Below are 26,911 nucleotides of genomic sequence, written 5' to 3'. Positions count from 1 at the left end.
CGATGATGAGGCCCTTGCCGCGGCGCTCGCCGTCGCCGTCACCGGATGCCGTGGGCGCGGCGGGCGGGACGGCCGCGGGCGGGACGGCTGCCGCGGCGGGTGCCGGGTCGGCGAGCGGGATCGTCGCGGCGGGCGGGCGCGCGGGGGGGGGGGGGGCCGGCGCGGGCGGCGCGGAGGTCAGGGGGGGCGGGGGGGGGCATCGCCTGCGTCGGCTCGTCGGCGCCCTGCTGCCCAGCGCCGGGCTGCCCAGCGCCCTGCTGCCCGGCGCCCGGCTGCCCAGCCGACGGCTGCGCGGCCGGCTGCCCCGCGCCCGGCTGCCCGGCGCCCTGCTGCCCCGCGCCCGGCTGCCCGGCCGACGGCTGCGCGCCCTGCCCGTCGCCCGGCTTCGGCCCGCCCGGGGGAGGGAAGCCCTCGGGGTAGCGCTGCGTGGGGGTGTCGTCGCTCATGCTGGGCTCCGCGGTGATCGGGGCAGGGAGACGCTCCGAGCATATGACCGGGGACTCCGCGAATCCATCCTCAATTGTGCTAGCGCAATTAGAACAATAGGATGGCATCATGCTCATCCGCGTCGACCCCGGCTCCGGGGTCGCGATCTACGACCAGATCGCGGCATCCGTGCGTGCCCAGGTGGCCCGCGGTGTGCTGAGCCCGGGCGATCGGCTCCCCGCGGCGCGCGAGCTCGCCCAGGCGCTCGACGTCAACATCCACACCGTGCTGCGCGCCTACCAGGACCTGCGCGACGAGGGTCTCATCGACCTCCGCCGCGGTCGAGGCGCCGTCGTGACGGATGCCGCCGCGGGGGGAGCCCCGCTGCTCGACGCCGTGCGCGCCCTCGTCGCCGAAGCGCGCCGCGAGGGCGTCGGCCCCCAGTCCCTCATCTCCCTGATCCGCGAGGAGTACCCGTCATGACCGCCGCCGCATCCGCCCGTCCGACGCGCGAGCGCCGCCCGCTCTCCCTGTGGATCGTGACGGTCGCCCTGCCGCTCATCGTGTGGGGCGCCGCCGTCGCGGTGCAGCTCGCGTGGCTGCCGTCGCTGCCCGACCCCGTCGCGATCCACTGGGGATCGGGCACCGGACCCGACGGCTTCGCGCCCGCCTGGGTGAGCGTCGCCCTGACGGCAGGCCTCGGCGTCGGCCTCACGGGGATGTTCGCGGCCTTCGTGGGCATCGGCCCCGGCCCGGTGCCGACCTCGACGCACAAGCTCCTCGCCGTCATGTCGCTCGGCGTCTCCCTCTTCGTCGGCTCGATCGTGACGGCGTCTCTCGGCATCCAGCTCGGGCTCGACGACGCGCGCGACGCCGCGGACATCGACGGATGGATGCCGCTCGCCTTCGCGCTCGGAGCCGTCGCCGCCGGCATCGCCTGGTTCGCGCTGCCGAAGGCCGTTCATGCCGAGGACGCCGCGACGCCCGCACGCCCGCTCGAGCTCGCCCCGGGCGAGCGCAGCGCGTGGATCGCGACGGTGCGGATGCCGACCTCGGTCGTCGCGATCGTCGTGAGCGCGATCGGGCTGACGATCGTCATGATGTCGTTCGTGGTCGCGGTGACCGACGGCGCCGCGTGGCCTCTCTTCCTCGTCCCGGTGCTGCTGCTCGTGCTGTGCGGCCTCGGCCTCGTGTGGCGCGTGCGAGTGGATGCGACGGGCCTCACGGTGCGGTCGCTCCCGTTCGGCTGGCCGCGCCGCCGCATCCGCGCCGCGGACATCGCATCCGTGAGCGTCGCGCACGTCGACCCGACCTCGCAGTTCGGCGGCTGGGGCTGGCGCTGGGCCCCCGGCGGCGGCACCGGCGTCATCACCCGTGCGGGCGAGGGCATCCTCGTGGTGACCCGCGACGACCGCCGCTTCACGGTCTCGGTCGACGACGCCGCAACGGCCGCCGCGCTCCTCGCGGCGTACTCCGCGTGACCGGCGCTAGAATCGTCGGCACAGACAGCGATCCGGCCATCACCGGGGAGTCCTCGGAAGAACCCGCCCTCTCCGGAAGGCGGCAGTAGAACCGAGCGGGTGCGCCCGTCATCGCGTGAATGAGCGGTCGGCCTCCGCGCGGAGACCGGCAAACGAGGTGGTACCGCGGCATCCGTCGTCCTCGTGTGCATGCACCCACGAGACGAACCAGGACCCACGGATGAGCTACCCCCGCAACGCGACGCCCGACGACGCTCGGGGCGAGGGCGTTCCCGCCTCGCCGCGCTTCCCCGAGATCGAGAAGCAGATCCTCGCCTTCTGGAAGGCCGACGGCACCTTCGAGGCCTCCGTCGACGCCCGCGCGGGCGACCCCGAGTGGGTGTTCTACGACGGCCCGCCCTTCGCGAACGGCCTGCCGCACTACGGCCACCTGCTCACGGGCTACGCCAAGGACGTCTTCCCGCGCTTCCAGACGATGCGCGGCAAGCAGGTGCACCGCCGCTTCGGCTGGGACACCCACGGCCTCCCCGCGGAGCTCGAGGCGATGCGCCAGCTCGGCATCACGACCAAGGACGAGATCGAGGAGATGGGCGTCGGCGTCTTCAACGCGAAGGCGCGCGAGTCGGTGCTGCACTACACGCAGGAGTGGCAGGACTACGTCACGCGTCAGGCGCGCTGGGTCGACTTCGAGAACGACTACAAGACGCTCGACGTGAGCTTCATGGAGTCCGTCATCTGGGCGTTCAAGCAGCTCTACGACAAGGGCCTCGCCTACGAGGGCTTCCGCGTGCTGCCGTACTGCTGGAACGACGAGACGCCGCTCTCGAACCATGAGCTGCGCATGGACGACGACGTCTACCAGCAGCGCCAGGACCAGTCGGTCACCGTGACCTTCCCGCTCGTGGGCGAGAAGGCGGAGGTGCTCGGCCTCACCGCCGTCAACGCGCTCGCCTGGACGACGACCCCGTGGACCCTCCCCACGAACGCCGCCCTCGCGGTCGGCCCCGAGATCGTCTACGTCGTCGTTCCCGCCGGGCCGAACGGCGCAGCGAACGGCCTCGAGGGCGACGCCGCGCGCTTCCTCCTCGCCGCCGACACGGTCGCGTCGTACGCGAAGGACCTCGGGTACCCGGATGCCGCTGCCGCGCTCGCCGCGGTCGAGGAGCGCCGCTTCACGGGCGCCGAGCTCGGCGGCATCCGCTACGACTTCCTGTGGGACTACTACGCCGACGCGTACGGGCCGGAGGCGTTCCAGATCCTCGTCGCCGAGTACGTCGCGACGGGCGAGGGCACGGGCATCGTGCACCAGGCGCCCGCCTACGGCGAGGACGACCAGGTCACGAGCGCCGCGGCCGGCATCCCCGTCATCTTGTCGCTCGACGACGGCGGCCGCTTCCTGCCGGCCGTGACGGATGTCGCGGGGCTCCGCTGGGACGAGGCCAACAAGCCGCTCATCCAGAAGCTGCGCGCGGAGAAGCGCCTCTTGCAGCTCAAGAGCTACGAGCACAGCTACCCGCACTGCTGGCGCTGCCGCAAGCCGCTCATCTACAAGGCGGTCTCGAGCTGGTTCGTGCGCGTGCCCGAGTTCAAGGACCGCATGATCGAGCTCAACGAGCAGATCAACTGGGTGCCCGAGAACGTCAAGCACGGCCAGTTCGGCAAGTGGCTCGCGAACGCGCGCGACTGGTCGGTGAGCCGCAACCGCTACTGGGGCAGCCCCATCCCGGTGTGGAAGTCGGACGACCCCGAGTACCCGCGCGTCGACGTCTACGGTTCGCTCGAGGAGCTCGAGCGCGACTTCGGCACTCTGCCGCGCGACGAGAACGGCGAGGTGAACCTGCACCGCCCGTACATCGACGACCTCACGCGCCCGAACCCCGACGACCCCACGGGCACGTCGGTCATGCGTCGCATCGAGGACGTGCTCGACGTGTGGTTCGACTCGGGCTCGATGCCGTTCGCGCAGGTGCACTACCCGTTCGAGAACCGCGAGTGGTTCGACGGTGTCGAGGGGGAGCCGGGGCACAACCCCGCCGACTTCATCGTCGAGTACATCGGCCAGACGCGCGGCTGGTTCTACGTCATGCACGTGCTCGCGACGGCGCTCTTCGACCGCCCGGCCTACAAGAACGTGCTGAGCCACGGCATCGTGCTCGGCTCCGACGGCCAGAAGATGTCGAAGTCGCTGCGCAACTACCCCGACGTGTCGGAGGTCTTCGACCGCGACGGCGCGGATGCCATGCGCTGGTTCCTGCTGTCGGGTTCCGTCATCCGCGGCGGCAACCTCGTCGTCACGGAGGAGGGCATCCGCCAGGGCGTGCGCGAAGTCATGCTGCCGCTGTGGTCGAGCTACTACTTCTTCACCCTCTACGCCAACTCGGCATCGAAGCTGGTCGAGGAGCGCCGCCCGGAGGGCGACGCGTCTCGAGACCACGCCGGTTACACCGCGCGCCGCCGCACCGACTCGGCGCACCCCCTCGACCGCTACCTGCTCGCGAAGACGCGCGACGCCATCCACGAGGTCACGGCGCGGCTCGAGGACTTCGACACCCCGCTCGCCGCCGAGGCGCTGCGCGAGTTCGCCGAGGTGCTCACCAACTGGTACGTGCGTCGCAGCCGCGACCGCTTCTGGGCGGGCGACGACCGCGACGCGTTCGACACGCTCTTCACGGTGCTCGAGACGTTCACGCGCCTCGCGGCCCCGCTGCTCCCGCTCGTGAGCGAGGAGATCTGGCGCGGGCTCACGGGCGGCCGCAGCGTGCACCTCGAAGACTGGCCCGACGCATCCGAGTTCCCCGTCGACACCGAGCTCGTGCGCACGATGGACCGCGTGCGCGAGGTCGCCTCGTCGGGGCTCGCGCTGCGCAAGGCCCGTCAGCTGCGTGTGCGTCTGCCGCTCGCGAAGCTCACGATCGTCGCGCCCGACGCGGAGGCGCTCGCGGGCTTCGCCGACATCGTGCGCGACGAGCTCAACGTCAAGGCGCTCGACCTCGTGCCGCTCGCCGACTCGAGCCTCGACGACTACGGCATCACGCGCCGCCTCACCGTCAACGCGCGCGCCCTCGGGCCGCGCATCGGCAAGGACGTGCAGCGCGTCATCCAGGCGTCGAAGGCCGGGGACTGGGCAGTCGAAGCAGGCGCCGATGGCGACTCGGTCGTCGCGGGCGGCGTCGCGCTGCAGGAGGGCGAGTACGAGCTCGAGCTCACCGTCGCCGACGCGTCGAGCGCCATCGCGTTCCTGTCGTCGGGCGGTTTCGTCGTGCTCGACACGAACGTGACCCCCGAGCTCGCGGCCGAGGGCCTCGCGCGCGACGTCGTGCGCGTCGTGCAGCAGGCCCGCAAGGACGCCGGGCTCGAGGTCACCGACCGCATCCGTCTCACCCTCACGGGAGACGCGGATGCCGTGGCCGCGATCGAGGCGCACCGCGAGCTCATCGCGGGGGAGACGCTTGCGACCGACCTCGTCGTCGGTGAGGCTGAGGGGGGAGAGACGCCGGTGGGCGACGCCTCCGCCGTGACGATCGAGGTGAACCGAGCATGACGGACGACCCGGAGGCGCCGGACTTCGAGGCAGCGGAGCACCGCAAGGCCGCCGACGCGGCCTACGAGCAGCTGCTCGGACGCGTGGGCGAGGCCGCGCCGCAGCCGCGGCTCGAGCCGACCCGTCGCGCCGTCGAGCTGCTCGGCGACGTGCACCGGGCGGCGCCCGTCGTGCACATCACCGGCACCAACGGCAAGACCTCGACGAGCCGCATGATCGAGTCGCTCCTGCGCGCGACGGGGCTCCGCACGGGCCTCCTCACGAGCCCGCACCTCGAACGCGTCACCGAGCGCATCATGATCGACGGCGAGCCCATCAGCGACGAAGCGTTCGCGCGCAACTGGGACGACATCCAGCCCTACCTGCTCATGGTCGACGCCGAGCTCACCGCGAACGGCGAGGAGACGCTGACCTTCTTCGAGGCGCTCACGGTGCTCGCGTTCGCGAGCTTCGCCGACGCGCCCGTCGACGTCGTGATCCTCGAGGTCGGCATGGGCGGCGAGTGGGACTCCACGAATGTCGCCGACGGCCAGGTCGCGGTCTTCACGCCCATCGCGCTCGACCACACGAAGCGCCTCGGTGACACCGTCGCCGAGATCGCGCGCACGAAGGCCGGCATCATCAAGCCCGCCGCGTCCGTCGTCACGGCGATCCAGTCGATCGAGGCGATGGACGAGCTGCGCGAGGCGGCCGCCCGCGACGAGGCGCACGTGTCGATCGAGCGCGTCGACTTCGCGCTCGAGTCGACGACGGTCGCCGTCGGCGGCCAGCTCGTCGACATCCGCGGCCGCGTGGGCCGCTACCGCGACGTGTTCCTGCCGCTCTACGGCGACCACCAGGCGCAGAACGCCGCCGTCGCGGTCGCGGCCGTCGAGTCGTTCCTGGGCGACGGCACGGTCGCGCTCGACCAGGATGTCGTGGCCGAGGGCCTCGGTCAGGTCACCTCGCCCGGTCGACTGCAGCTCGTCGGCATCGAGCCGACAGTGCTCGTCGATGCCGCCCACAACCCGCACGGCGCGGCCGCGCTCGCCGCGGCGCTGCGCGAGTACTTCGACTTCGACGAGTTCGCGTTCGTGCTCGGCGTGCTCGCCGACAAGGACGCCCACGGCATCGTGCGCGAGCTCGCGGCGCTCGCGGCGCGCGTCGACGTCACGGAGTCCGGGTCCGATCGCGCGATCCCCGCCGACGAGCTCGCCGACATCGTGCGCGAAGACGTCGCGCCCGACGCGGTGCTCGTACACGAGACGCTTCCGGATGCCATGGACGCCGCGCGCGCATGGGCGGCGCAGTCGCCCCGCCGCGCCGTCGTCGTGACGGGCTCGATCACGCTCGTCGGCGAGGTCATCGAGCTCGCCGAGGCGGAGGGCTGGAAGTAGATGGCCCGCACCCGCACCCGCGCGCGGCGTGAGCGCTCGCTCACCGAGACGCTTCTCACGATCACTCTCGGCCTCGAGGCGGCGATGATGTTCTTCGCCGCGATGGTCGTCTTCGGCCTCGACCGCCTCGACCCGGACTGGCTCGCGCTCGTCTACGGCGCCATCTTCATCGTCGTGCTCGTGCTCGTCGCGGGCGTGCAGCGCTGGACGTGGGGCGTCTGGACGGGCGCCGTGCTCCAGCTCGCGATCATCGCGACGGGCTTCCTCGAGCCCATGATGTTCCTCGTCGGCGCCGCGTTCACTGCCCTGTGGGTCTACTGCTACGTGCGCGGTCGCCAGATCGACAAGGCGAAGGCCGCGTGGCTCGCCGAGCGTGCCGCATCCGACACCGCCGCGTCCGAGCGCGCCGCATCCGACACCGCCGCATCCGACACCCCGACCACCGCATCCGCAACCGAAGGAGACGCACCGTGACCGCTGTCGAAGAGACCCTCGTGATCGTGAAGCCCGACGGCGTGGCCCGCGGGCTCACGGGCGAGATCCTGCGCCGCATCGAGGCGAAGGGCTACTCGCTCGTCGACATCCGGATGCTGCAGGCCGACCGCGAGCTGCTCGCCGCCCACTACGAGGAGCACGAGGGCAAGCCGTTCTACGAGCCGCTCGTCGAGTTCATGCAGTCGGGCCCCGTCGTCGCGATGCGCGTCGCGGGCAACCGCGTCATCGAGGGCTTCCGCGCCCTCGCCGGCACGACCGACCCGACCTCGGCGGCGCCCGGCACGATCCGCGGTGACCTCGGCCGCGACTGGGGCCTCAAGGTGCAGCAGAACCTCGTGCACGGCTCCGACTCGCCCGAGTCGGCGGCGCGCGAGCTGGCCCTCTGGTTCCCCGCTCGCTGATGCCCGAGCTCTCGGGGCCGGGGGAGGCGATCCTCCTCCGGACCCTGCCGAATCTGCGCGACGCGGGCGGCTGGCCCACGGCCGACGGCCGTCGCGTTCGCACGGGCGTGCTGTTCCGCTCGACGGCGCTCGACCGCCTCGACGACGCGGATGCCGGGCGGCTCGGTGCGCTCGGCATCCGCTGCGTCGTCGACTTCCGCACGCGCGTCGAGCGCGAGAGCCGGCCTGACCGCGTGCTCGAGGGCGTGCGCACCCTGCTCGAGGACGTGCTCGCCGACTCGGCGATCGCGGTGCCGGCGCAGATGGAGGCGTTCTTCCGCTCGCCGGCCACGGCGCTGCAGTTCCTCGAGCGCGGGGACGGCCACGAGGCGATGCGCAACGCGTACCGCGAGTTCATCACCCTGCCGAGCGCGCGGCGCGGCCTCTCGTCGTTCTCCCGCCTGCTGCTCGACGAGGCCGACCTGCCCGTGCTCTACCACTGCACGACCGGCAAGGACCGCACGGGCTGGGCGACCGCCGCGCTGCTGACGCTGCTCGGGGTCTCGGAGGAGGACGTGTACCGCGAGTACCTGCTCACGAACGAGCAGCTGCTGCCCGCCCTCGAGCCGCTGTTCCGCCGCTTCGAGCAGCACGGCGCCCCGCGCGAGCTGCTCATCCCGGTGCTCGGCGTCGACCGCAGCTACCTCGACGAGGCGTTCATCACGATGCGCGCCGAGTTCGGCACGATCGAGAGCTACTTCGCCGACGGCCTCGGCATCGGCCCGGATGATCAGGAGCGCCTCCGCGAGCTGCTGCTGGTCCCCGTTGGTTGAGTAGCGGGCGGCAGCAGGCCGCACGCGTATCGAAACCACGAAGAACCCCCGCCGTCCCGGAGGACGGCGGGGGTTCTCGCGTATGCGCTGCGGCTCAGCTCTCGAGCTTCGCGGTCTCCGAGGCGATGAAGTCCTCGAAGGCGACGTTCTGGGCGTCCCACTTGGTGCCGTTGACGAGCACCGTCGGGGTGCCGGAGACGCCGTTCTGCGACGAGCGCTGCGTGGCCGACTTGACCCACGGGCTGAAGCTCACGTTGAGCACGCACTCGTTCACGTCGGCGTCGTCGAGGCCCGTGCTCTTCACGATGTCGAGGATCGCGGAGTTGCCGAGGCCGGGACCGCCCTCGCTGGGCTGGCCCGCGAAGAGCGCGTCCATGACGTCGAGGAAGCTCTCGGGCGCGTAGTTCGCGACGCACGCGCCGGCGTTGTTGACGCGCGTCGCGTAGTCGGTCGTGTAGCCGCGGTAGTCGAGGATCGCGATGGGGCGCACCTCGAGCGTCGCGTCGCCCTCGGCGACCATCTGGCGGATGCTCTCGGAGTACGCCGCCTCGAAGTTCTTGCACGCGGGGCACGAGAAGTCCACGTACGTGATGATGTTGAGCAGGCCGTCGCGGGGCTCGGTCGCGACGGGGTCGCCGCCCTTCGCGATGGCCTTCGTGGGCACGTACTGGATGTCGCCCTCGCCGTCGGCCTCGAAGACGATGCCGTCGCTGATCATGTTCGCGGGGCCGGCCTCCTTCTTGGGCGGCGGCTGGAACGCGATGACGGCCCACACGACACCGCCGACGATCGCGAGGATCGCGACGGATGCGATGGTCGGGATGAGCCACTTGAGCGTCTTCTGGCGCTTGAGCTGCTTCTCGCGGGCGAGGCGGGCGGCTTCGCGCGCTTCTTCGCGGCGCTGGTTCTTGGTCGGTCGGGGCGCGTTGGTCACGGGTGGAATCCTGCTGTGTCGGAATCGGATGTGGCTGGGAACGTCGAGTGGAGTCTATTCGGGGCGGGCGCCCGGTCTCAGAGGAAGAGGCTCTGGATGACGGGGAACTGCAGCTGCGCGATGCCGAGGATGACCACGAGGATCACGAGCGTGATGGGGGCGACCCACCCGAGGAGCGCCTTGCCGGGCCGGCGCGCGCCCTCGCCGAACACGCCCTCCGCCATGTTGCGGAACGTCACGGCGAGGAACGTCGGGTAGGTCACGGTCCAGGTGAGCAGGCAGTAGGGGCAGATCGTGCGCAGGTTGGGCGCGAAGATCGACTGGCTCGCGAGCCAGATGACGAACACGACCGCGAGGGCGACGCCCGCGTTGAAGGCGATCCACCACCAGCGGGGGAACTTGACGCCCGCGAGCACGGCGACACCCATGAGGACGGGGGCCATCCAGGCGATGAGGCCGATGATCGGGTTCGGGAACCCGAAGACCGCGCCCTGCCATGACTCGAGGTTCTTGCCGCACTGCACGAAGACGCTCACGTTGCAGCTGAGGGCCGCATCCGGGTCGCGCAGCACCTCGAACTTCTCGATCGTGAGCATGAACGCCGCGAACTCGCCGATGAGGCCCCCGATGAGGAGCCAGAGACCGAAGATCCACGGGCGGCGCTTCGTCGCCGCCGCGACCTCGTCGAGCTCGTCGTCGAACTCCGGATCCAGCTCGGGGTCGGTGGTGGCGACGGCGTCGGTCATGAGCCGATCCTGCCACGCCGTGCATAAGGAAATGCCGTGAACGGCATCGACGTGCGATAATCGTCGCAGTCGCCCCCAGCGGGCCGACCAACAGAGCTTGACCGGGCATCACCGGGCCAACGGATGCTCCCGCCGCGCGGGAAGACATCGACGACGGATAGCCAGTTCCGGCGGCAGTGACAGTGCCGGCGCTGTGAGAGGGCGCACGCGACCCACCGACGCTCAGCGAGGTGCGGGTCGCGGGACCGATGAAGGATTCGCCTCCCGCCGAGCGCGTGAGAGGCACGAGAGTACCCGGGGCCGGCGCGGCCTCCCCGGATGAGGAGCACCAGAGATGGTGGAGAACGACGTACCCGAGGTTCCTACCGGGAACTCAGAGCCCGCGCCCGCGGAGGCCGGCTCTGCCGAGAAGGCAGAGAAGACGGAGAAGACGGAGAAGCCCAAGCGCTTCGGTCGCGGTCGCGGCCGCAAGAAGACGGATGCCGAGGCGCCTGCCGCCGAGGGTCCGGCTGTCGAGGCTCCCGCCGCTGGGGCTCCCGCCGCCGACGCTCCGGCTGCCGACGCCGACGGACCCGCCGCCGAGGCCGAGGCGCCCGCAGCATCCGAGCCTGCGACATCCGAGCCCGCCGCATCCGAGCCCGCCGCATCCGAGGCCGCCGCATCCGAGGCCGCCGCGACCGAGCCCGAGGCCGCCGCAGCTCCCGAGGCTGCAGCCGAGCCCGAGCAGCAGGCGCCCGTCGTGCCGACGCCGCTCTCGCCGTTCGACCTCATCTTCCAGGCGCCGCCGCCCCCGCCCGTGGGCGTCGCGCCGGTCGTGCCCGACGATGAGGAGGCATCCGGGGGTGCGTCGCGCCGCCGCAACCGCCGCCGCTCGGGCGAGGCGCCGCGTGAGGGCGACGACGCCCCGAACGCCGTCACGAAGGTGCGTCAGCCGCGCAAGCAGCCGGAGCCCATCACCGAGCCCCAGAAGGTCAAGGGATCGACGCGTCTCGAGGCGAAGAAGCAGCGCCGCCGCGACGGCCGCGACGCCGGTCGCCGCCGTCCCGTCATCACCGAGGCCGAGTTCCTCGCGCGCCGCGAGTCGGTCGACCGCGTCATGGTCGTGCGCTCGAAGTTCGGCCGCATCCAGATCGGCGTGCTCGAGGACGGCGTGCTCGTCGAGCACTACGTCGCGCGGGCGCAGGATGCGAGCCTCATCGGCAACGTCTACCTCGGCCGCGTGCAGAACGTGCTGCCGAGCATGGAGGCGGCGTTCGTCGACATCGGCCGCGGCCGCAACGCCGTGCTCTACTCGGGCGAGGTCGACTGGGAGGCCGCCGCGGCCAACCAGGAGGGCGACGCCAAGAACCAGCCCCGCCGCATCGAGCTCGCGCTCAAGCCCGGCGACCGCGTGCTCGTGCAGGTCACGAAAGACCCGGTCGGCCACAAGGGCGCCCGACTCACGAGCCAGGTGAGCCTGCCCGGCCGCTACCTCGTGTACGTGCCCGGCGGTTCGATGAACGGCATCAGCCGCAAGCTGCCCGACACCGAGCGCGCGCGCCTCAAGAAGATCCTCAAGGAGGTGCTGCCGGATGACGCGGGCGTCATCGTGCGCACCGCCGCGGAGGGCGCCACCGAGGAGCAGCTGACGCTCGACGTGCAGCGTCTCACCGCCCAGTGGGCCGAGATCGAGCGCGCGGTCGAGACGCAGCAGGCCCCGGCGCTCCTGCACTCGGAGCCCGACCTCCTGCTCAAGATCGTGCGTGACGTCTTCAACGAGGACTTCCAGAAGCTCATCATCGCGGGCGACGACGCGCAGGCGACGATCGAGAAGTACCTCTCGGCGGTCGCCCCCGACCTGCTCGACCGCGTCGAGCGCTACGCCGACGAGGTCGACAGCTTCGACAAGTACCGCATCACCGAGCAGATCGAGAAGGCCCTCGAGCGCAAGGTGTGGCTGCCCTCGGGTGGGTCGCTCATCATCGACCGCACCGAGGCGATGACCGTCGTCGACGTCAACACGGGCAAGTTCGTGGGTTCGGGCGGCAACCTCGAGGAGACCGTCACCAAGAACAACCTCGAGGCCGCCGAGGAGATCGTGCGCCAGCTGCGGCTGCGCGACATCGGCGGCATCATCGTCGTCGACTTCATCGACATGGTGCTCGAGTCGAACCGCGACCTCGTGCTGCGTCGCCTCGTCGAGTGCCTCTCTCGCGACCGCACGAAGCACCAGGTGGCCGAGGTCACCTCGCTCGGTCTCGTGCAGATGACGCGCAAGAAGCTCGGCCTCGGGCTGCTCGAGTCGTTCAGCGAGACGTGCGACGTGTGCGCCGGTCGCGGCCTCATCGTGCACCACGACCCGGTGTTCAAGCACCGCGGCGGTCAGCAGAACGAGCAGTCGTCGTCGTCGTCGGGTCGCGGTCGTCGCGGCCGCGGCGGCAACGGCGGCGGCAACGGGGGAGGGGCGGCGCCCGCATCCGCTCCCAAGACGACCGGCACGCACGAGATCACCGATGACGTCAAGAACGCGCTCGCGAAGATCGCGGCGAAGACGGTGCACCACGACGACCAGCCGACCGACACGACGCCCATCGTGCTGCCGGCCGAGAAGGTCGCCGAGGCCGTCGCGGCGGCGCCCGTCGAGATCCTCGACATCCCGATCGAGCCGGTGCGCACCGAGCAGCCGCGCCCCGTCGTCGACCCGGATGCCGTGCTCGGCTCGGTGCTCGACGCGCTCCCGGAGCCGAAGAAGCCGGGGCAGGGACGTTCGCGTCGCTCGCGTCGTGCGTCGTCGGCCGCGGGTTCGCCCGACGCCGCGAGCTGAGCCGCTCCTCCAACACGACCGGAACCCGGGCTCCCTACTCAGGGGGCCCGGTTTCCCGTTTCGGGTTCCTGTCTCAAGGACCCCGGGTTCCCATCTCGAGGAGTCCGCGTTGCCGGAGTGGCAGGAGTGCGCCCTGGGGCTGTTTCGCGCACTCGGGACCCGTGAGGAGGTCAGACCCCCTTGGGGCCCTTGTCGCGCTGACGAACCCGCAGACCGGCGGCCTGCAGCCGGCGCAGCAGCTCGCGCGCGGTGACGGGCTCTGCGCCGAGCGCGATGAGGGCCTCGCGGCGCTCGATCGGGTAGTCGTAGTGGTCGTTGTCGAAGCCGCGCTCCGGGATGCCGGCGCGACGCGCGAAGGCGTGCAGCTCGTCGAGCGAGGTGTCCGAGACGAGGTGCCCCCACACGGTGCCGTGGTTCGGCCAGATCGCCTCGTCGATGAGAATCATCGAGATTCCCTCCGTTCCGGCCTAGGCTGAGGCAACCGCCTCGTCGCGATCTTAGGAGCGTGCGATGACATCACAGAGTCCCGTCGCCACCACCACCACCGCCGCACGGAACCCACGTGCCGCGCTCGTTGTCGCGGCTGTCGTCGCCGCGATCGCGGTGCTCGAGATCCTCCTCGTGCTCGTCGACGCCGTCGTTCAGGGTGCCACCGACTCCGGCTACTACCTCGTGTACGCCGGGAATTCCCTGCTCTTCAACGTCGTGCCGCATGCGCTCGGCGTGTTCCTGCTGCTGTGGCTGTGGCCCGCGGATGCCGGCGCTCGCCTGCTGCTCGTGCTCGCGCGAGGTCTTGCGGCGGCTTTCGCAGGCGTCGTCGTGTCGGCGATCGCCACCTTCGGCTATCAGATCATCGCCTCGGGCCTCCGCCTCGCCGACTACGGTGCGCTGCCGATCTCGCCCTTTGCGGGCGTATGGGGTGCGACGCTCGCGCTCGCGCCACTCGTGATGCTGGTCGTGCTCGCGCAATGGGTTATCGCCCGCGGCGCCCGCCTCTGACCGCGTTTGCCGGATCACCCGTCGTCGGGTATTCTTGACCCTTGGTGTCTGCGGGTTTCTAGCCCGCATTCGATACCCCGCGCTTTCCGCGTCCTCCCGACTCGGTGACGCGACAGACTTCCATCCATACGTAAGGAACTCACGTGGTTTACGCAGTTGTGCGCGCCGGTGGCCGGCAGGAGAAGGTCGAGGTGGGCACGGTCGTCGTGCTCGACCGCGTCAAGGCCGACCAGGGCGGCAAGATCGAGCTCACCCCCGTTCTCTTCGTCGACGGTGACACGATCACGCACGACGAGAAGGCCCTCGCCAAGGTCAAGGTGACCGCCGAGGTCATCGGCCACGAGCGCGGCAAGAAGATCGTCATCCAGAAGTTCAAGAACAAGACCGGGTACAAGAAGCGCCAGGGCCACCGCTCGGAGCTCACCCGCGTCAAGATCACCGGCATCAAGTAAGCAGGGGCTGCAGACATGGCACACAAGAAGGGCGCATCGTCCACCCGTAACGGTCGCGACTCGAACGCTCAGCGCCTCGGCGTGAAGCGCTTCGGCGGCCAGGTCGTCAAGGCCGGCGAGATCATCGTCCGCCAGCGCGGCACCCACTTCCACCCCGGCGCGAACGTCGGCCGCGGTGGCGACGACACGCTGTTCGCCCTCGAGGCCGGCGCCGTCGAGTTCGGCAACAAGGGCGGCCGCAAGGTCGTCAACATCGTCACCCCGGCGTAGTCGCCCGGGCGACCGATACTTCCCCGTACAGGGGTTTCGCGAAGGGCGGGCTGAGGCTCGCCCTTCGCTGTTTGTACAGACGGATCGGCCGAGGGCCGGAGAGCAGGAGGAGCGCATGGCGACGTTCGTCGACCAGGTGACGCTGCACCTGCGCGCGGGCCACGGCGGCAACGGATGCGTGTCGGTGCGCCGCGAGAAGTTCAAGCCCCTCGCGGGCCCCGACGGCGGCAACGGCGGGCACGGCGGCGACATCGTGCTCGTCGCCGACCCGCAGGTCACGACGCTGCTCAACTACCACCGTGCCCCGCACCGTTCGAGCGGCAACGGCGGCCCCGGCATGGGCGACCACCGCTCCGGCTATGCGGGCGAGGAGCTCGTGCTGCCCGTCCCCGTCGGCACGGTCGTCTCGACGCCCGACGGCGTGCAGCTCGCCGACCTCGTGGAGCCCGGGATGCGCGTCGTCGTCGCGGAGGGCGGCCAGGGCGGCCTCGGCAACGCTGCGCTCGCGACGACCAAGCGCAAGGCGCCCGGCTTCGCGCTGCTCGGCACGCTCGGCTGGGAGGGTGACGTCGTGCTCGAGCTCAAGACGGTCGCGGATGTCGCGCTCGTCGGCTACCCGAGCGCGGGCAAGTCGAGCCTCATCGCCGCGCTCTCCGCGGCGAAGCCGAAGATCGCCGACTACCCCTTCACGACCCTGCACCCGAACCTCGGCGTCGTCGAGGCGGGCGACACGCGCTACACGATCGCCGACGTGCCCGGCCTCATCGAGGGCGCGAGCGAGGGGAAGGGCCTCGGCCTCGAGTTCCTGCGCCACGTCGAGCGCTGCTCGGCGCTCCTGCACGTGCTCGACTGCGCCACGCTCGAGCCGGGCCGCGACCCGATCAGCGACCTCGACATCATCCTGGGCGAGCTCGGCGCCTACCCGGTGCCGGAGGGCCAGACGCCCCTGCTCGAGCGCCCGCAGCTCATCGCGCTCAACAAGGTCGACGTGCCCGATGCGCAGGAGCTCGCCGACTTCGTGCGCCCCATGCTCGAGGAGCGCGGCTACCGCGTCTTCGAGGTCTCCGCCGTGAGCCACTCGGGTCTGCGCCAGCTGTCGTTCGCGCTCGCCGAGCTCGTCGAAGCCGACCGCGCCGCGAAGGCCGCGACGCCCCCGCCCGCGCGCATCGTCATCCGTCCCCGGGCGGTCGATGAGGCGCAGTTCGAGGTGCGCGTCGAGGGCGGCACCGAGACGGTCTACCGGGTCGTCGGCGCGAAGCCCGAGCGCTGGGTCGAGCAGACCGACTTCACGAACGACGAGGCCGTCGGCTACCTCGCCGACCGGCTCGCGAAGCTCGGCGTCGAGGAGGAGCTCTTCGAGAAGGGCGCCGTGCCCGGCTCGACGGTCATGATCGGCCAGATGGTCTTCGACTGGGAGCCGACGCTCACCTCCACGGCCGAGCTCATCACGAGCCCCCGGGGGACGGATGCGCGCCTCGACGACAACGCGCGCCTCACGCGCGCTGAGCGCCGCGAGCTCTACCACGAGCGCATGGACGCCAAGGCGGCCGCGCGCGCCGAGCTCGAGGCCGAGCGCGAGGCCGGCCTGTGGACCGACGACGAAGACGACGAGCCCGACGACGGCGACGTGGAAGTGATCTGGGAGGGTCGGTGACCGAAGCTCTCGCGACGCAGGGTCTGCGGACCGCGGTGACGGATGCCAAGCGCATCGTCGTGAAGGTCGGCTCGAGCTCCATCTCGGGTGCGAACGTCGGCCAGATCGAGCCGCTCGTCGACGCCCTCGCATCCGCGCACGCGCGCGGCGCGGAGGTCGTGCTCGTGTCGTCGGGCGCCATCGCGACCGGCATGCCGTACCTGCAGCTGGACGCGCGCCCGAGCGACCTCGCGACGCAGCAGGCCGCCGCGGCGGTCGGTCAGAACGTGCTCATCTACCGCTACCAGCAGTCGCTGCGCCGCTACAAGATCGTCGCCGGGCAGGTGCTGCTGACGGCGGGCGACCTCGAGAATCCCACGCACCGCTCGAACGCCCAGCGCGCGATGGAGCGCCTGCTCGGCCTGCGCATCCTGCCGATCGTCAACGAGAACGATACGGTGGCGACGCACGAGATCCGCTTCGGCGACAACGACCGCCTCGCGGCGCTCGTGTCGGAGCTCGTGGGGGCCGACCTGCTCGTGCTGCTCTCGGACGTCGACGCGCTCTACACGCGCCCGCCGCACGAGCCCGGCGCGAAGCCCATCGCGCACGTGCCGTTCGCCGACGATCTCGCCGGTGTCGAGCTCGGCGACATCGGGGCCGCCGGCGTCGGCACCGGGGGAGCGGGCACGAAGATCGCGGCCGCGAAGCTCGCCGCCGGGGCCGGCACGGCGGTGCTCCTCGCCTCGACCGCGAACGTCGCCGCGGCGCTCTCGGGCGAGCCCACGGGCACCTGGTTCGAACCCGCCCCCCGCTGACCCGCCCGGTACGGTGCCAAACGCTATAGCGGTTGCCCCCGGGCGCTCGAGATGACGGGCGCCCGGGGCCAAACGGTGTAGCGGGAGGCGCTGAGCCGTGTGACGGGGCGCCAGCGAGGCCGCAGGGGGCGCCGACTCCGCCGCGTGGGGCACCAGCAAACTGCGCGGCGCCGTGAGCGCTCATCGCGAGCCGCGCCACACAGAAGCGCGCGCGACGCCGCCGGCGGGGATGCGCCGTCCGCTACAGCGATGCACCACGCGCTACAGAAATGCCTGCCGCGGGCTGGCAAGCGCTGCAGCGTTTGGCCGAACGAGCGATCGATAGACTCGCGGCATGGTCGCCACAGCCGCACTCGACGACAAGCTCACCGCAGCACGCACCGCATCCATCGCCCTCGCGCAGGCGTCGACGTCGCAGAAGAACGCGGGCCTCGAGGCCATCGCGCGCGCCGTCGAGGAGGGCGCCGCCCGCATCCTGCCCGCGAACGAGCTCGACCTCGCGAACGGTCGCGAGAACGACATGTCGCAGGGACTGCAAGACCGCCTGCGCCTCGACGAGAGCCGCCTCGCGGGCCTCGCCGCCGCGACGCGTGACATCATCGCTCTGCCCGACCCCGTCGGCACCGTGCTGCGCGGCTCCACGCTCCCCAACGGCCTCCAGCTCACCCAGGTGCGCGTGCCGTTCGGCGTCGTCGGCGCCATCTACGAGGCGCGCCCCAACGTCACGATCGACATCGCCGCGCTCGCGCTCAAGTCGGGCAACGCCGTCGTGCTTCGCGGCGGCAGCGCAGCCGAGAACACGAACCGCGTGCTCGTCGAGCTCATCCAGGGCGCGCTCGCATCCGTCGGCCTCCCCGCGGATGCCGTGCAGACGATCGACGAGTTCGGTCGCGAGGGCGCGACGCAGCTCATGCAGGCGCGCGGCCTCGTCGACGTGCTGATCCCGCGCGGCTCGGCGAACCTCATCGACACGGTGGTGCGCGAGTCTAAGGTGCCCGTCATCGAGACGGGTGCGGGCGTCGTGCACCTCTTCCTCGACAAGACCGCCGACGAGGCGATGGCGACCGAGATCGCCGTCAACTCGAAGGTTCAGCGCCCGAGCGTGTGCAACGCCCTCGAGACGCTCCTCGTCGAGACGGGTGCCGCCGAGCGCCTCCTGCCGCCCGTGCTGAAGGCGCTCGCCGACAACGGCGTCACGATCCACGGCGACGACCGCACGCGCGAGCTGTACCCGGATGCCGTGCCCGTCACCGACGACGACTGGTCGACGGAGCACATGAGCCTCGACCTGTCCGTGAAGGTCGTCGACGACCTCGACGAGGCGCTCGAGCACATCCGCACCTACTCGACGCACCACACCGAGTCGATCGTGACGAACGACATGGCCACCGCGAACCGCTTCCTCGCGGAGGTCGACTCGGCCGTCGTCATGGTCAACGCCTCCACGCGCTTCACCGACGGCGGCGAGTTCGGCTTCGGCGCCGAGGTCGGCATCTCGACGCAGAAGCTGCACGCGCGCGGTCCCATGGGCCTGCCCGAGCTGACGAGCACGAAGTGGATCGTGCGCGGCGAGGGCCAGGTGCGGGGCTGAGGCCGCGCATCCGGCTAGAATCGACCCCATGCTCAGCACGCTCCTGGTCGAGGCCCACGAAGAGCTCGCCCCGATGATCGCCCCGCCGTGGGTGTTCGCCCTCGTCGCCGCCATCGTCTTCATCGTGCTCGGGTTCGTCACGTACAGCTACCGCGACGTCGCCAACCGCCACGCCGACAAGGTCGCCGAGCACGACGCCGCTCACGGTCACGGCGGCGGCCACCACTAAGCTCGCGCTGTGAGCGAAGGAGCCGCGCGCCGACCGCGAATCGGCGTCATGGGCGGAACCTTCGACCCCATCCACCACGGCCACCTCGTGGCTGCGAGCGAGGTGCAGCAGACCCTCGATCTCGACGAGGTCGTCTTCGTGCCGACCGGCCAGCCGTGGATGAAGTCCGACGTGAGCCCGGCCGAGCACCGGTACCTCATGACCGTCATCGCGACGGCGTCGAACCCGCGGTTCACGGTCAGTCGTGTCGACATCGACCGCGACGGCCCCACCTACACGATCGACACCCTCCGAGACCTGCGGGAGCAGCGTCCGGATGCCGAGCTGTTCTTCATCTCGGGCGCGGATGCGGTGGCGCAGATCTTGCAGTGGAAGGACGTGGAGGAGCTGTGGGAGCTCGCTCATTTCGTAGCAGTTTCACGGCCAGGGCACGCCCTCGACATTCGCGGATTGCCTGAGGCTGGCGTAAGCTCGTTGGAAGTGCCCGCCCTGGCGATCTCCTCGACGGAGTGCCGTGAGCGAGTGGGCCGGGGATTCCCGGTGTGGTACTTGGTCCCCGATGGTGTTGTGCAGTACATCTCCAAGCACCACCTCTATCGGAGTACGACATGACGACCTACCAGGATCAGCCGCTTTCGCGCCGCGAGATCCGGGAGCGCGAGGCCGCTGCCGCTCGCGCCGCGGAGGCCGCTGAGTCTGACGCGACCGGTGGCGACGCCGGCCAGGACGGCGCCGCGCAAGACGGTGCAGCGCAGGACGGCGGCGGCGAGCAGCGGCCGACGAGTGCGCCGCCCGAGCCGCTCAGCTACGTGACGCAGGAGCGCGCGCCGCTGCCTCAGTACGACGCGCCCGTCGCGCCCTCGTGGGCGACCACTCCACCCGTCGCAGCGGACGACGCGGATGCGGCCCCCGCCTCGGGCGAGCAGGAGCAGCCGTCGGGCTACCGCTACCGCGATTACAGCCCGGAGGGCCGTCGTGCGGCGCGTCTCGGGCGGCCGCCCGCATCCGCCGAGCCCGCCGACCTCGACTACCAGACCCAGAACCGCGACGACACGCCCCTCCCGCCGAGCGCGGGCCAGGTGCCGGATGCGTCGTCGGCCCCGCCGCAGTACGGCGGCTCTGCCGGTCCCGCCTACGGTTCTGCCGGCCCGGCCTACGGCTCTGCCGGTCCGACCTACGGCTCTGCCGGCCCGACCTACGGCTCTGCCGGTCCCGCTTACGGCTCTGCGGATGCCGGCCGCGACTCGGCCGCACCGGTCTACGGTTCGACTCCGCCCGTGTTCGCCTCGACGCCGCCTGCGTATGGGTCGACGCCGCCCGTGCACGGTTCCACGCCGCCGGTCCACGGGGAATCCGAGCCGCCGGTCGACGGGGGATCCACGCCGCCGGCCTACGGTGCTTCCGCGGGCCCCGCATACGCTGTTTCGACGCCTCCTGCGTACGGTGCGTCGGCCGGGCCCGCCTACGCGGCCCCCGCTGACGCGGCCCCCGCTGACGCAGCCCCCGCTGACGCAGCCCCCGCTGACGCTGCGCCCGAGGGCGCTGCGCCCGACGGCGCCGTGCCCGCCGACGCCGCGCCCGCGGAGAGCGGGACGAGAGGGACGGCGGCGCCTGCGTGGCCCACTGCCGGCCCGGTCGCCGGGTTCGAGGGCACGATGAGCCGCCGTGAGCTGCGCGCGCTGCGCGAGGCGCAGGAGCGTGCCGAGGCGTCCGCCGCGCCGGCCACCTCGCAGGAGAGTTCCGAGCAGCACACGCCCGAGCAGCAGGGCTCGACCCCGCCCGCCCACGGCGCGTCGACCCCGCCCGCCTACGGCGGCTCCGCGGCTCCCGCCTACGGGGGCTCCACCGCCCCCGTGTACCCCGAGCAGTCGTCGACAGGGTCGGCGGCACCCGTGCCGCCCGCCGAGGCGTCGGCCCCGCCGGTCTACGGTGCCTCGACGCCGCCCATCTTCGGCGGATCGACCCCTCCCGCGTACAGCGCCTCCACCGCGCCTGCCTACGGCCAGGAGCCCGCCGCGCCGCAGTCGTTCGATGACCTGCTCGCGGGTCCGGCCGAGCCCGAGACTCCGGCCGAGGCCGAGCACACGTGGAACGAGCAGCCCGCGAACGAGGCCGCCGACGAGCAGCCCGAGGCGTCGTCGTCGCAGCCCACGCCTCCGCCGCTCATCGAGCCGGCCGAGCCGCAGACGGATGCCATCGCGAGCCTGCAGGCACTCTTCCGCGCCCAGAGCGGCTCGCTCCCGGTCGTGCCGGATGCGGACGACCGCCCGTCGGCCGCGCCTCAGCCCGCCGTGCAGCACGAGCAGTCCGCGGCCGAGCCCTACGTGCCCGAGCCGTACCTCCCGGAGCCGAACACCTGGCAGCCGGTGCCGTCGTCGTCCGCGTCGGCGGCTCCCGTCGAGCTGCCGCCGGCCGAGGTGCAGGAGCCCGCGCCCGCCGACCAGCAGCCGGCCGAGAAGCCGCAGGTCGAGGAGCCGCAGGTCGAGGAGCAGGCGCCCACGGCGTCCGCGTCCCCCGTGTGGCCGCCCGCCGCATCCGAATCGCCCGCGTGGCCGCCGACCGCGTCGGAGTCGCCCGTGTGGCCGCCTGCCGCATCCGCGTCGGAGTCGCCCGTGTGGCCGCCTGCCGCATCCGCGTCGCCCGTCACCTCGGCGCCGCCGCTGTGGGGCCTCACGCCCGGTATGCCGACGCCGTCGCCGACGGACGACGCCGTCATCCTGCCGTCGGGCGCCGTGCCCGAGGCTCAGCCTGAGGGCCAGCCCGACGCACAGCAGCAGCCGCGGCCCGAGCAGCCGCAGCCCGATCAGCCGCAGCCCGAGCAGGCGCAGCCCCAGCCCGTGCCGGGGGAGCGCCCCCGCAACCACTGGTCGCGTCAGGCCGAGTGGGAGGACGACTCCCAGCCCGACACGGGCGCCATCTCGCGCAGCGTGGGCGTCTCGTCGGCGACCGCGAACGCGCTCGTGCTTCCTGAGGTGCCGAACGGCGACCTCATCACGGGTCCCATCAGGAGCACGGGAGACGTGCTCGTGACGGGGTCCATCTCGCTCCCCGCGAGCCTCGCCTCGACGGGCGCGCTGCCCGCGCAGCTCGACGAGTCGGACCTCGACAACCTGCTCGACCCGGGCGACGCGCAGGTCGCGTCGACCGACTCGCAGCCGGTGCGCGCCATCCGTGCGGTCAGCTCGCACACGTCCTCGCGTGAGATCATCGGCACCATCAAGCCGAAGCGCGGAAACCGCGCCCTCACCGCCCTCATCATCGCGGCCGCCGGCATGGCGGTCGTGGTCGTCACCCTCCTCGTCGTGGCTCTCGCCTCGGGCGTGCTCGGCTGACGGCCCGTGACCCGGAAGAACCCCCCTCTGTGACTGCATCCGACCGCGCGCGCGAACTCGTGCGCATCGCCGCCCTCGCCGCCGACTCGAAGAAGGCCGAGGACCTCGTCGCCCTCGACGTGTCGGGTCCGCTGCCCCTCACCGACGTGTTCCTGCTCGCCTCCGGCGACAACGAGCGCAACGTGCTCGCGATCGCGGGCGCCGTCGAGGACGCCCTCATCGAGGCCGGTGCCAAGCCGCTCCGCCGCGAGGGCCGCACCGAGGGCCGCTGGGTGCTGCTCGACTTCGGCGACATCGTCGTGCACGTCTTCCACGAGGAGGAGCGGCTCTTCTACTCGCTCGAGCGCCTCTGGAAGGATGCGCCCGTCATCGCCCTCGAGCTGCCGACGCCCGACCAGGTCGAGCAGGCCTGAGCCGCATCCCGCCCCTCGCGTCCGTGAGGTGCACGAGGGGGTCGCGGGATGTTGTAGGCTAGGGGAGTTGTCTCCTCCGGGAGAACAGCCCGGGTCTGTGGCGCAGCTGGTAGCGCACCTGCATGGCATGCAGGGGGTCAGGGGTTCGAGTCCCCTCAGATCCACCACCGGTTCTGCTTCACTCCTGCGGGCGATCGCATTCGAGCGCGTTCGTAGACTGACGGCATGATGCGCCGCACGAGCGAGGATGCCGCGTGAGCGCGCCCGACGTCTTCTGCCAGATCGTCGCGGGCGACGCGCCCGCGTTCGAGGTGCTGCGCACCGACACGCTCGTGGCGTTCCTCGACGCGCGTCCGCTCTTCGCGGGTCACACGCTGCTCGTGCCGACCGTGCACGTGCGCACCTACGCCGAGCTGCCGCTCGAGCTCGCCCGCGAGTGGGTCGACACCTCGCAGCGACTCGAGCGGGCCGTCGAGGCGGCGATGGGCGCCGACGGCTCGATGATCCTCATGAACAACGTCGTGAGCCAGAGCGTGCCGCACCTGCACCTGCACGTCATCCCGCGCAAGAAGGGCGACGGGCTGCGGTTCTGGCTCGGCCCGCGGCGCCCCTACAAGACGGATGCGGAGGCGCAGCAGACGGCGGACGGCATCCGTCGCGCCCTCAGCGAGCTGCCCTGATGCGAGCTGCCCTCAGCGAGCTGCCCTGATGCGAGCTGCCCTGAACCCCGCTGCCCTGACCCCGCCCGCGCCGACGCGCGCGGCGTCGAGGCGGCGAGCGCCGAGACCGTTCGCGATGGCGAGCCCCGCGGCGACGAGCACCGCTCCGCCCACCCACGCGAGGGGCGAGGCGCCGACGACGAGCACGAGCAGCACGCCGCCCGCTGCGAGGAGGAGCGCGGTGGTCGTGCGCTTCCGGCTGCTCTCGCGGGCAGCGATCCGCGCACCACCGCGGGCCTCCCGGCGCCCCACGAGGGCGACGAGCAGAACGGTGATGAGCGTCGCGGCGGCGAACCACGCCGGGCGGGTCGCCCACCACTCGTCGCTCACGGGCGTCGGCAGGGCCTCGCCCACGGTGAACATGAGCACCCCGGCCATGCCGATGAGCACGAGCATGTGCCACGAGTAGATCGTCATCGAGCGGGCGTTGATCGCGCCGACGATCCTCTGAACGGCACGCAGCTCGTGCGCTCTGCGCAGGATGGGTCGGGCGAGCTGGAACAGGCAGATCTGCGCGAGACCGAACAGCACGAGAGCGGCCGTGGGCGGGTTGAGGTTCTCGTAGAGGTCCCAGTCGTACACGCCGAAGGTGCACAGGATCGTGAGCGTGCCGAGAGCGGCGACCGCGCCGACCGCGTGACCGCGACGGTCGAGGTTCGGGCGGCCCTCCGCGAGGAAGAAGCCCAGCTGCTGCATGAGCAGCCAGACGAAGAGCAGGTTGGCGAAGCCGACGGCCTCGATGCCGGTGCCGATGCGGGTCAGGTCGACGCCCACGACGAGCGCGCCGAGACCGGCCACGGTCGCACGCGGGGCCGTGCGGTGCAGCATCATCATGAAGGGCACGAGGCCCGTGAGCAGCAGGTAGACGCCGAGGAACCAGAGCGGCTGGCTCAGGCGGAAACCGGCGACGGCGACCACCTCATCCGAGACTCCCGCGAGCACGAGGCCGACGAGAACGGCGGCCGTGACGGCCATCGCGCCGAGGGCGGGGCCCAGGAGGCGGCCCAGCCGCATCGCGATGTACTCGTGCGCGGGCACGCCCTTCTCGCGCAGCCGTGACCACTGGGTCGCGCTCGAGAAGCCGCCGAGCACGAAGAACAACGGCATGATCTGCATGACCCACGTGAGAGCGGCGAATCCGCTGTAGGAGTCCATGGCGTTCTCGAGCACGGGTGTGCCCGCGACGACGCTCACGCCCACCATGAGGGCGTGCAGCGCGACGGCCACCATGAGGCACCAGGCGCGCGCGACGTCGATCGACGTGTCGCGGGCGGTGCCGCGGGGCGTGGCGGCGGAGCGGGAGCCGGCCTGGGTGCGGGTCGGCGGCTCGAGGAACGTCGTCATGGTTCCACACTCGCCGCCGCACCCCCTCCGTCACATCACGCGGAAGAGCCGTTCGCACCCCGTACCGCGGTAGGGGGCACGCGGATGCCGTTCCCCGCGCGCGAGGGATGAGACGCTGGCGTCGGCTCCCGTAGCGTTGCGGTGTGAAACGGATTCGCGGCCCCGTCGAGTGGATCGTGTGGTCGGTCGTCTCGGTCGTGATCGCCGCCGTGGCCATCCCGACGCATGCCGCCTTCTACGACGTGCCGGTCGCGCTCGCCTTCGTGTTCGGGTTGCTGCTGGGCGGCAGCGTGCTGCTGTCGGCCGTGCTGCCCTGGTGGGGCGCGGGCGCGCAGGCGGCGGCCGTCGTCGGCTTCTCGGCCGCGTCGACCGTCACGGGCGGACCGTGGCCCATGCCCGTGATCGGCATGATCGCCTTCTGCTTCGTGCTCGTCGTGCTGGGGGTGCACGGGCGTTGGCGCATCGGCGGTGTGCTGTGGCTCGCCGTCATCGTGCTGCTCACCTCGTCGGCGCTCGTCGCCGCGACCTTCGGCGAGGTGGCCGCGGGCGCCTTCGCCGACCTCATCGTCACCGCGAGCACCTCGGCCCTCGCCCTCTTCTCCGCCGCGATGCTCGCTCAGCTCGTCGACGCGCGCGTCGAGGTGCGCGAGGCCCGCGAGGAGACCGAGGCCGAGCGCGCCCACGTGCTGTGGCAGCAGGAGCGCGCCCGCATCGCGCGCGAGATGCACGACGTCGTGGCGCACTCGATGTCGATCGTGCACATGCGCGCCACCTCCGCCCGGTATCGCATCGAGGGGCTGGACGCGGATGCCGCGGCCGAGTTCGACGGGATCGCCGAGCAGGCACGCGCGGCGCTGCGCGAGATGCGCGGGCTCCTGGGTGTGCTGCGCGAGGGCGACGGCGTGCTCGACGCGCCGCAGCCGGGCCTCGCCGACCTGCCCGCGCTCATCGCGGCGACGCGGGATGCCGGGGTCGCCATCACGGCGTCGCTCCCCGCCGAGGGAGACGGCGACGGCGAGGGTGCCGAGCGGCTCGCGGAGCTGCCCGCATCGCTGCAGCTCGCGCTCTACCGTGTGGCCCAGGAGTCGCTCAGCAACGTCGTGCGGCACGCGCACGGCGCCGAGGTCTTCGTAGGGCTCGAGCGCGTCGGGCCTGAGCTGTGGCTCACGATCGAGAACGGGCCGGGCGACGGGGAGCCCGCGGAGGGCGGGGCGGCGTCCGACCAGGGCGGGCACGGCATCCGGGGCATGCGCGAGCGCATGGCGTCGGTGGGCGGCACCCTCGACGACCGGCCCCTCGCGGGAGGCGGCTATCGTGTGGTGGCGCGCGCCCCGTACCCGGGCGCGGGTGAGGAGGGGACCGCGTGAGCATCCGAGTGCTCGTCGTCGACGATCAGCAGATGTTCCGGGTCGGGCTCGTCGCGATCCTCGCGGCGCAGAGCGACATCGACGTCGTGGGCGAGGCCGTCGACGGTGCCGACGCGCTCGAGAAGGTGCGTGCGCTCCGGCCGGATGTCGTGCTCATGGACGTGCGCATGCCCACCATGAACGGCATCGAGGCGACGGCGGCGATCCTGGGCGACGGGGAGACCGAGGGCGACGCGCAACCCGAAGGGGACGCGGAATCCGCGCCGCGGCCGCGCGTCGTCATGCTCACGACGTTCGACATCGACGACTACGTCTTCGCGGCGCTGCGGGCGGGCGCGAGTGGCTTCCTGCTCAAGGATGCGGCGCCCGACGAGCTCGTCGCGGCCGTGCGGACCGTGCACGCGGGGGATGCGCTGCTCTCGCCGCGTGTGACGCGCACGCTCGTAGCGGAGTTCGTGGGCGCGCCCGTGCGGCGCACTCAGCCCGTGCCCGCGTTCGCCGAGCTCACTGAGCGCGAGCGCGAGGTGCTGCTGCTCATCGCGGCGGGCCTCAGCAACAGCGAGATCGCCGAGAAGCTCTTCATCGCCGAGCAGACCACGAAGAGCCACGTGAGCCGCATCCTCACGAAGCTCGGGCTGCGCGATCGCGTGCATGCCGTCGTGCTCGCGTACGAGTCGGGGCTCGTGACGCCGGGCGAGCAGCCGCGCTGAACCAGTGAGGGCCGGCCGT

General features: G+C 71.8%; 25 protein-coding genes and 1 tRNA gene. 22 read left to right on the top strand and 4 right to left on the bottom strand.

What is annotated here, in order from left to right:
• The first annotated feature begins 555 nt into the window (after positions 1 to 555).
• The 7 genes from H4J02_RS09590 (at position 556) to H4J02_RS09560 (ending at position 8,532) form a co-directional block, all read left to right on the top strand.
• Positions 556 to 909 carry a GntR family transcriptional regulator gene (locus H4J02_RS09590; RefSeq protein WP_187674375.1) on the top strand — a complete coding sequence of 118 codons (354 nt, stop codon included), beginning with the start codon at positions 556 to 558 and terminating at the stop codon, positions 907 to 909.
• Entirely contained in the window at positions 906 to 1,907 is a 1,002-nt protein-coding gene (locus H4J02_RS09585; protein WP_187674374.1) for a DUF1648 domain-containing protein, read from the top strand. The genes H4J02_RS09590 and H4J02_RS09585 overlap by 4 nt, the downstream gene beginning before the upstream one ends.
• A 220-nt stretch (positions 1,908 to 2,127) precedes the next feature.
• Entirely contained in the window at positions 2,128 to 5,448 is a 3,321-nt protein-coding gene (gene ileS, locus H4J02_RS09580) for an isoleucine--tRNA ligase (protein ID WP_187674373.1), read from the top strand.
• Positions 5,445 to 6,824 (top strand): folylpolyglutamate synthase/dihydrofolate synthase family protein, encoded by a 1,380-nt coding sequence (locus H4J02_RS09575; RefSeq protein WP_187674372.1) that lies wholly within the window; start codon positions 5,445 to 5,447, stop codon positions 6,822 to 6,824. Before ileS ends, H4J02_RS09575 begins: the two co-directional genes overlap by 4 nt.
• Positions 6,825 to 7,298 (top strand): DUF4233 domain-containing protein, encoded by a 474-nt coding sequence (locus H4J02_RS09570; RefSeq protein WP_187674371.1) that lies wholly within the window; start codon positions 6,825 to 6,827, stop codon positions 7,296 to 7,298.
• On the top strand, positions 7,295 to 7,720 hold the full coding sequence (gene ndk, locus H4J02_RS09565) for a nucleoside-diphosphate kinase (RefSeq protein WP_187674370.1): 426 nt from the start codon (positions 7,295 to 7,297) through the stop codon (positions 7,718 to 7,720). Before H4J02_RS09570 ends, ndk begins: the two co-directional genes overlap by 4 nt.
• On the top strand, positions 7,720 to 8,532 hold the full coding sequence (locus H4J02_RS09560; RefSeq protein ID WP_187674369.1) for a tyrosine-protein phosphatase: 813 nt from the start codon (positions 7,720 to 7,722) through the stop codon (positions 8,530 to 8,532). Before ndk ends, H4J02_RS09560 begins: the two co-directional genes overlap by 1 nt.
• A 94-nt stretch (positions 8,533 to 8,626) precedes the next feature.
• Here the strand turns inward: H4J02_RS09560 and H4J02_RS09555 are convergent, their stop codons facing one another.
• Complete coding sequence (locus H4J02_RS09555; protein ID WP_187674368.1) at positions 8,627 to 9,466, bottom strand: thioredoxin domain-containing protein; 840 nt, start codon at positions 9,464 to 9,466, stop codon at positions 8,627 to 8,629.
• 77 nt (positions 9,467 to 9,543) lie between these two features.
• Entirely contained in the window at positions 9,544 to 10,212 is a 669-nt protein-coding gene (locus tag H4J02_RS09550) for a vitamin K epoxide reductase family protein (RefSeq protein ID WP_187674367.1), read from the bottom strand.
• 334 nt (positions 10,213 to 10,546) lie between these two features.
• On the opposite strand from H4J02_RS09550, the gene H4J02_RS09545 reads away from it, so the two are divergent.
• On the top strand, positions 10,547 to 13,015 hold the full coding sequence (locus H4J02_RS09545) for an Rne/Rng family ribonuclease (protein ID WP_187674366.1): 2,469 nt from the start codon (positions 10,547 to 10,549) through the stop codon (positions 13,013 to 13,015).
• Between the two features lie 170 nt (positions 13,016 to 13,185).
• Here the strand turns inward: H4J02_RS09545 and H4J02_RS09540 are convergent, their stop codons facing one another.
• Positions 13,186 to 13,461 (bottom strand): DUF4031 domain-containing protein, encoded by a 276-nt coding sequence (locus tag H4J02_RS09540; RefSeq protein WP_187674365.1) that lies wholly within the window; start codon positions 13,459 to 13,461, stop codon positions 13,186 to 13,188.
• Positions 13,462 to 13,525: 64 nt separating this feature from the next.
• On the opposite strand from H4J02_RS09540, the gene H4J02_RS09535 reads away from it, so the two are divergent.
• The 12 genes from H4J02_RS09535 to H4J02_RS09480 all read left to right on the top strand — a co-directional run bounded on the left by H4J02_RS09535 (position 13,526) and on the right by H4J02_RS09480 (position 23,432).
• Entirely contained in the window at positions 13,526 to 14,014 is a 489-nt protein-coding gene (locus H4J02_RS09535; RefSeq protein ID WP_187674364.1) for a hypothetical protein, read from the top strand.
• Positions 14,015 to 14,157: 143 nt separating this feature from the next.
• Positions 14,158 to 14,466: a 50S ribosomal protein L21 gene (gene rplU / locus H4J02_RS09530; RefSeq protein WP_187674363.1), complete on the top strand. Its 309-nt coding sequence runs from the start codon at positions 14,158 to 14,160 to the stop codon at positions 14,464 to 14,466.
• A 15-nt stretch (positions 14,467 to 14,481) separates the two neighbouring features.
• Positions 14,482 to 14,736 carry a 50S ribosomal protein L27 gene (gene rpmA, locus H4J02_RS09525; protein ID WP_187674362.1) on the top strand — a complete coding sequence of 85 codons (255 nt, stop codon included), beginning with the start codon at positions 14,482 to 14,484 and terminating at the stop codon, positions 14,734 to 14,736.
• A gap of 115 nt (positions 14,737 to 14,851) precedes the next feature.
• A complete protein-coding gene (gene obgE / locus H4J02_RS09520) occupies positions 14,852 to 16,390 on the top strand; it encodes a GTPase ObgE (RefSeq protein ID WP_187674361.1) in 1,539 nt (512 codons plus the stop codon).
• 23 nt (positions 16,391 to 16,413) lie between these two features.
• A complete protein-coding gene (proB, locus tag H4J02_RS09515; protein WP_187676526.1) occupies positions 16,414 to 17,187 on the top strand; it encodes a glutamate 5-kinase in 774 nt (257 codons plus the stop codon).
• A 334-nt stretch (positions 17,188 to 17,521) separates the two neighbouring features.
• Positions 17,522 to 18,778: a glutamate-5-semialdehyde dehydrogenase gene (locus tag H4J02_RS09510; protein ID WP_187674360.1), complete on the top strand. Its 1,257-nt coding sequence runs from the start codon at positions 17,522 to 17,524 to the stop codon at positions 18,776 to 18,778.
• A 28-nt stretch (positions 18,779 to 18,806) separates the two neighbouring features.
• Entirely contained in the window at positions 18,807 to 19,007 is a 201-nt protein-coding gene (locus H4J02_RS09505; protein ID WP_187674359.1) for a hypothetical protein, read from the top strand.
• 48 nt (positions 19,008 to 19,055) lie between these two features.
• The gene (nadD, locus tag H4J02_RS09500; protein WP_262406275.1) at positions 19,056 to 19,619 is read left to right on the top strand and encodes a nicotinate-nucleotide adenylyltransferase; all 564 of its coding nucleotides are present in this window, start codon (positions 19,056 to 19,058) and stop codon (positions 19,617 to 19,619) included.
• Positions 19,616 to 22,339 carry a hypothetical protein gene (locus tag H4J02_RS09495; RefSeq protein WP_187674357.1) on the top strand — a complete coding sequence of 908 codons (2,724 nt, stop codon included), beginning with the start codon at positions 19,616 to 19,618 and terminating at the stop codon, positions 22,337 to 22,339. The genes nadD and H4J02_RS09495 overlap by 4 nt, the downstream gene beginning before the upstream one ends.
• Before the next feature lie 29 nt (positions 22,340 to 22,368).
• On the top strand, positions 22,369 to 22,752 hold the full coding sequence (gene rsfS, locus H4J02_RS09490) for a ribosome silencing factor (protein ID WP_187674356.1): 384 nt from the start codon (positions 22,369 to 22,371) through the stop codon (positions 22,750 to 22,752).
• 91 nt (positions 22,753 to 22,843) lie between these two features.
• A tRNA-Ala gene (locus H4J02_RS09485) sits at positions 22,844 to 22,919 on the top strand.
• A gap of 87 nt (positions 22,920 to 23,006) precedes the next feature.
• On the top strand, positions 23,007 to 23,432 hold the full coding sequence (locus H4J02_RS09480; protein ID WP_187674355.1) for an HIT family protein: 426 nt from the start codon (positions 23,007 to 23,009) through the stop codon (positions 23,430 to 23,432).
• A 12-nt stretch (positions 23,433 to 23,444) separates the two neighbouring features.
• Here the strand turns inward: H4J02_RS09480 and H4J02_RS09475 are convergent, their stop codons facing one another.
• Entirely contained in the window at positions 23,445 to 24,815 is a 1,371-nt protein-coding gene (locus H4J02_RS09475; RefSeq protein ID WP_262406011.1) for an acyltransferase, read from the bottom strand.
• Between the two features lie 143 nt (positions 24,816 to 24,958).
• Here H4J02_RS09475 and H4J02_RS09470 point away from each other — a divergent pair, with 143 nt between their 5' ends.
• Both H4J02_RS09470 and H4J02_RS09465 read left to right on the top strand, forming a co-directional pair.
• Positions 24,959 to 26,182, top strand: coding sequence for a sensor histidine kinase (locus H4J02_RS09470; protein WP_187674354.1), 1,224 nt, complete (start codon positions 24,959 to 24,961; stop codon positions 26,180 to 26,182).
• Positions 26,179 to 26,892 carry a response regulator transcription factor gene (locus H4J02_RS09465; protein ID WP_187674353.1) on the top strand — a complete coding sequence of 238 codons (714 nt, stop codon included), beginning with the start codon at positions 26,179 to 26,181 and terminating at the stop codon, positions 26,890 to 26,892. Before H4J02_RS09470 ends, H4J02_RS09465 begins: the two co-directional genes overlap by 4 nt.
• Positions 26,893 to 26,911: the final 19 nt, after the last annotated feature.

It is taken from the genome of Protaetiibacter sp. SSC-01, from assembly GCF_014483895.1.
In the GTDB taxonomy this organism is placed as follows: Bacteria; Actinomycetota; Actinomycetes; order Actinomycetales; family Microbacteriaceae; genus Homoserinibacter.
This window is presented reverse-complemented; position numbering and strand designations above follow the sequence as displayed.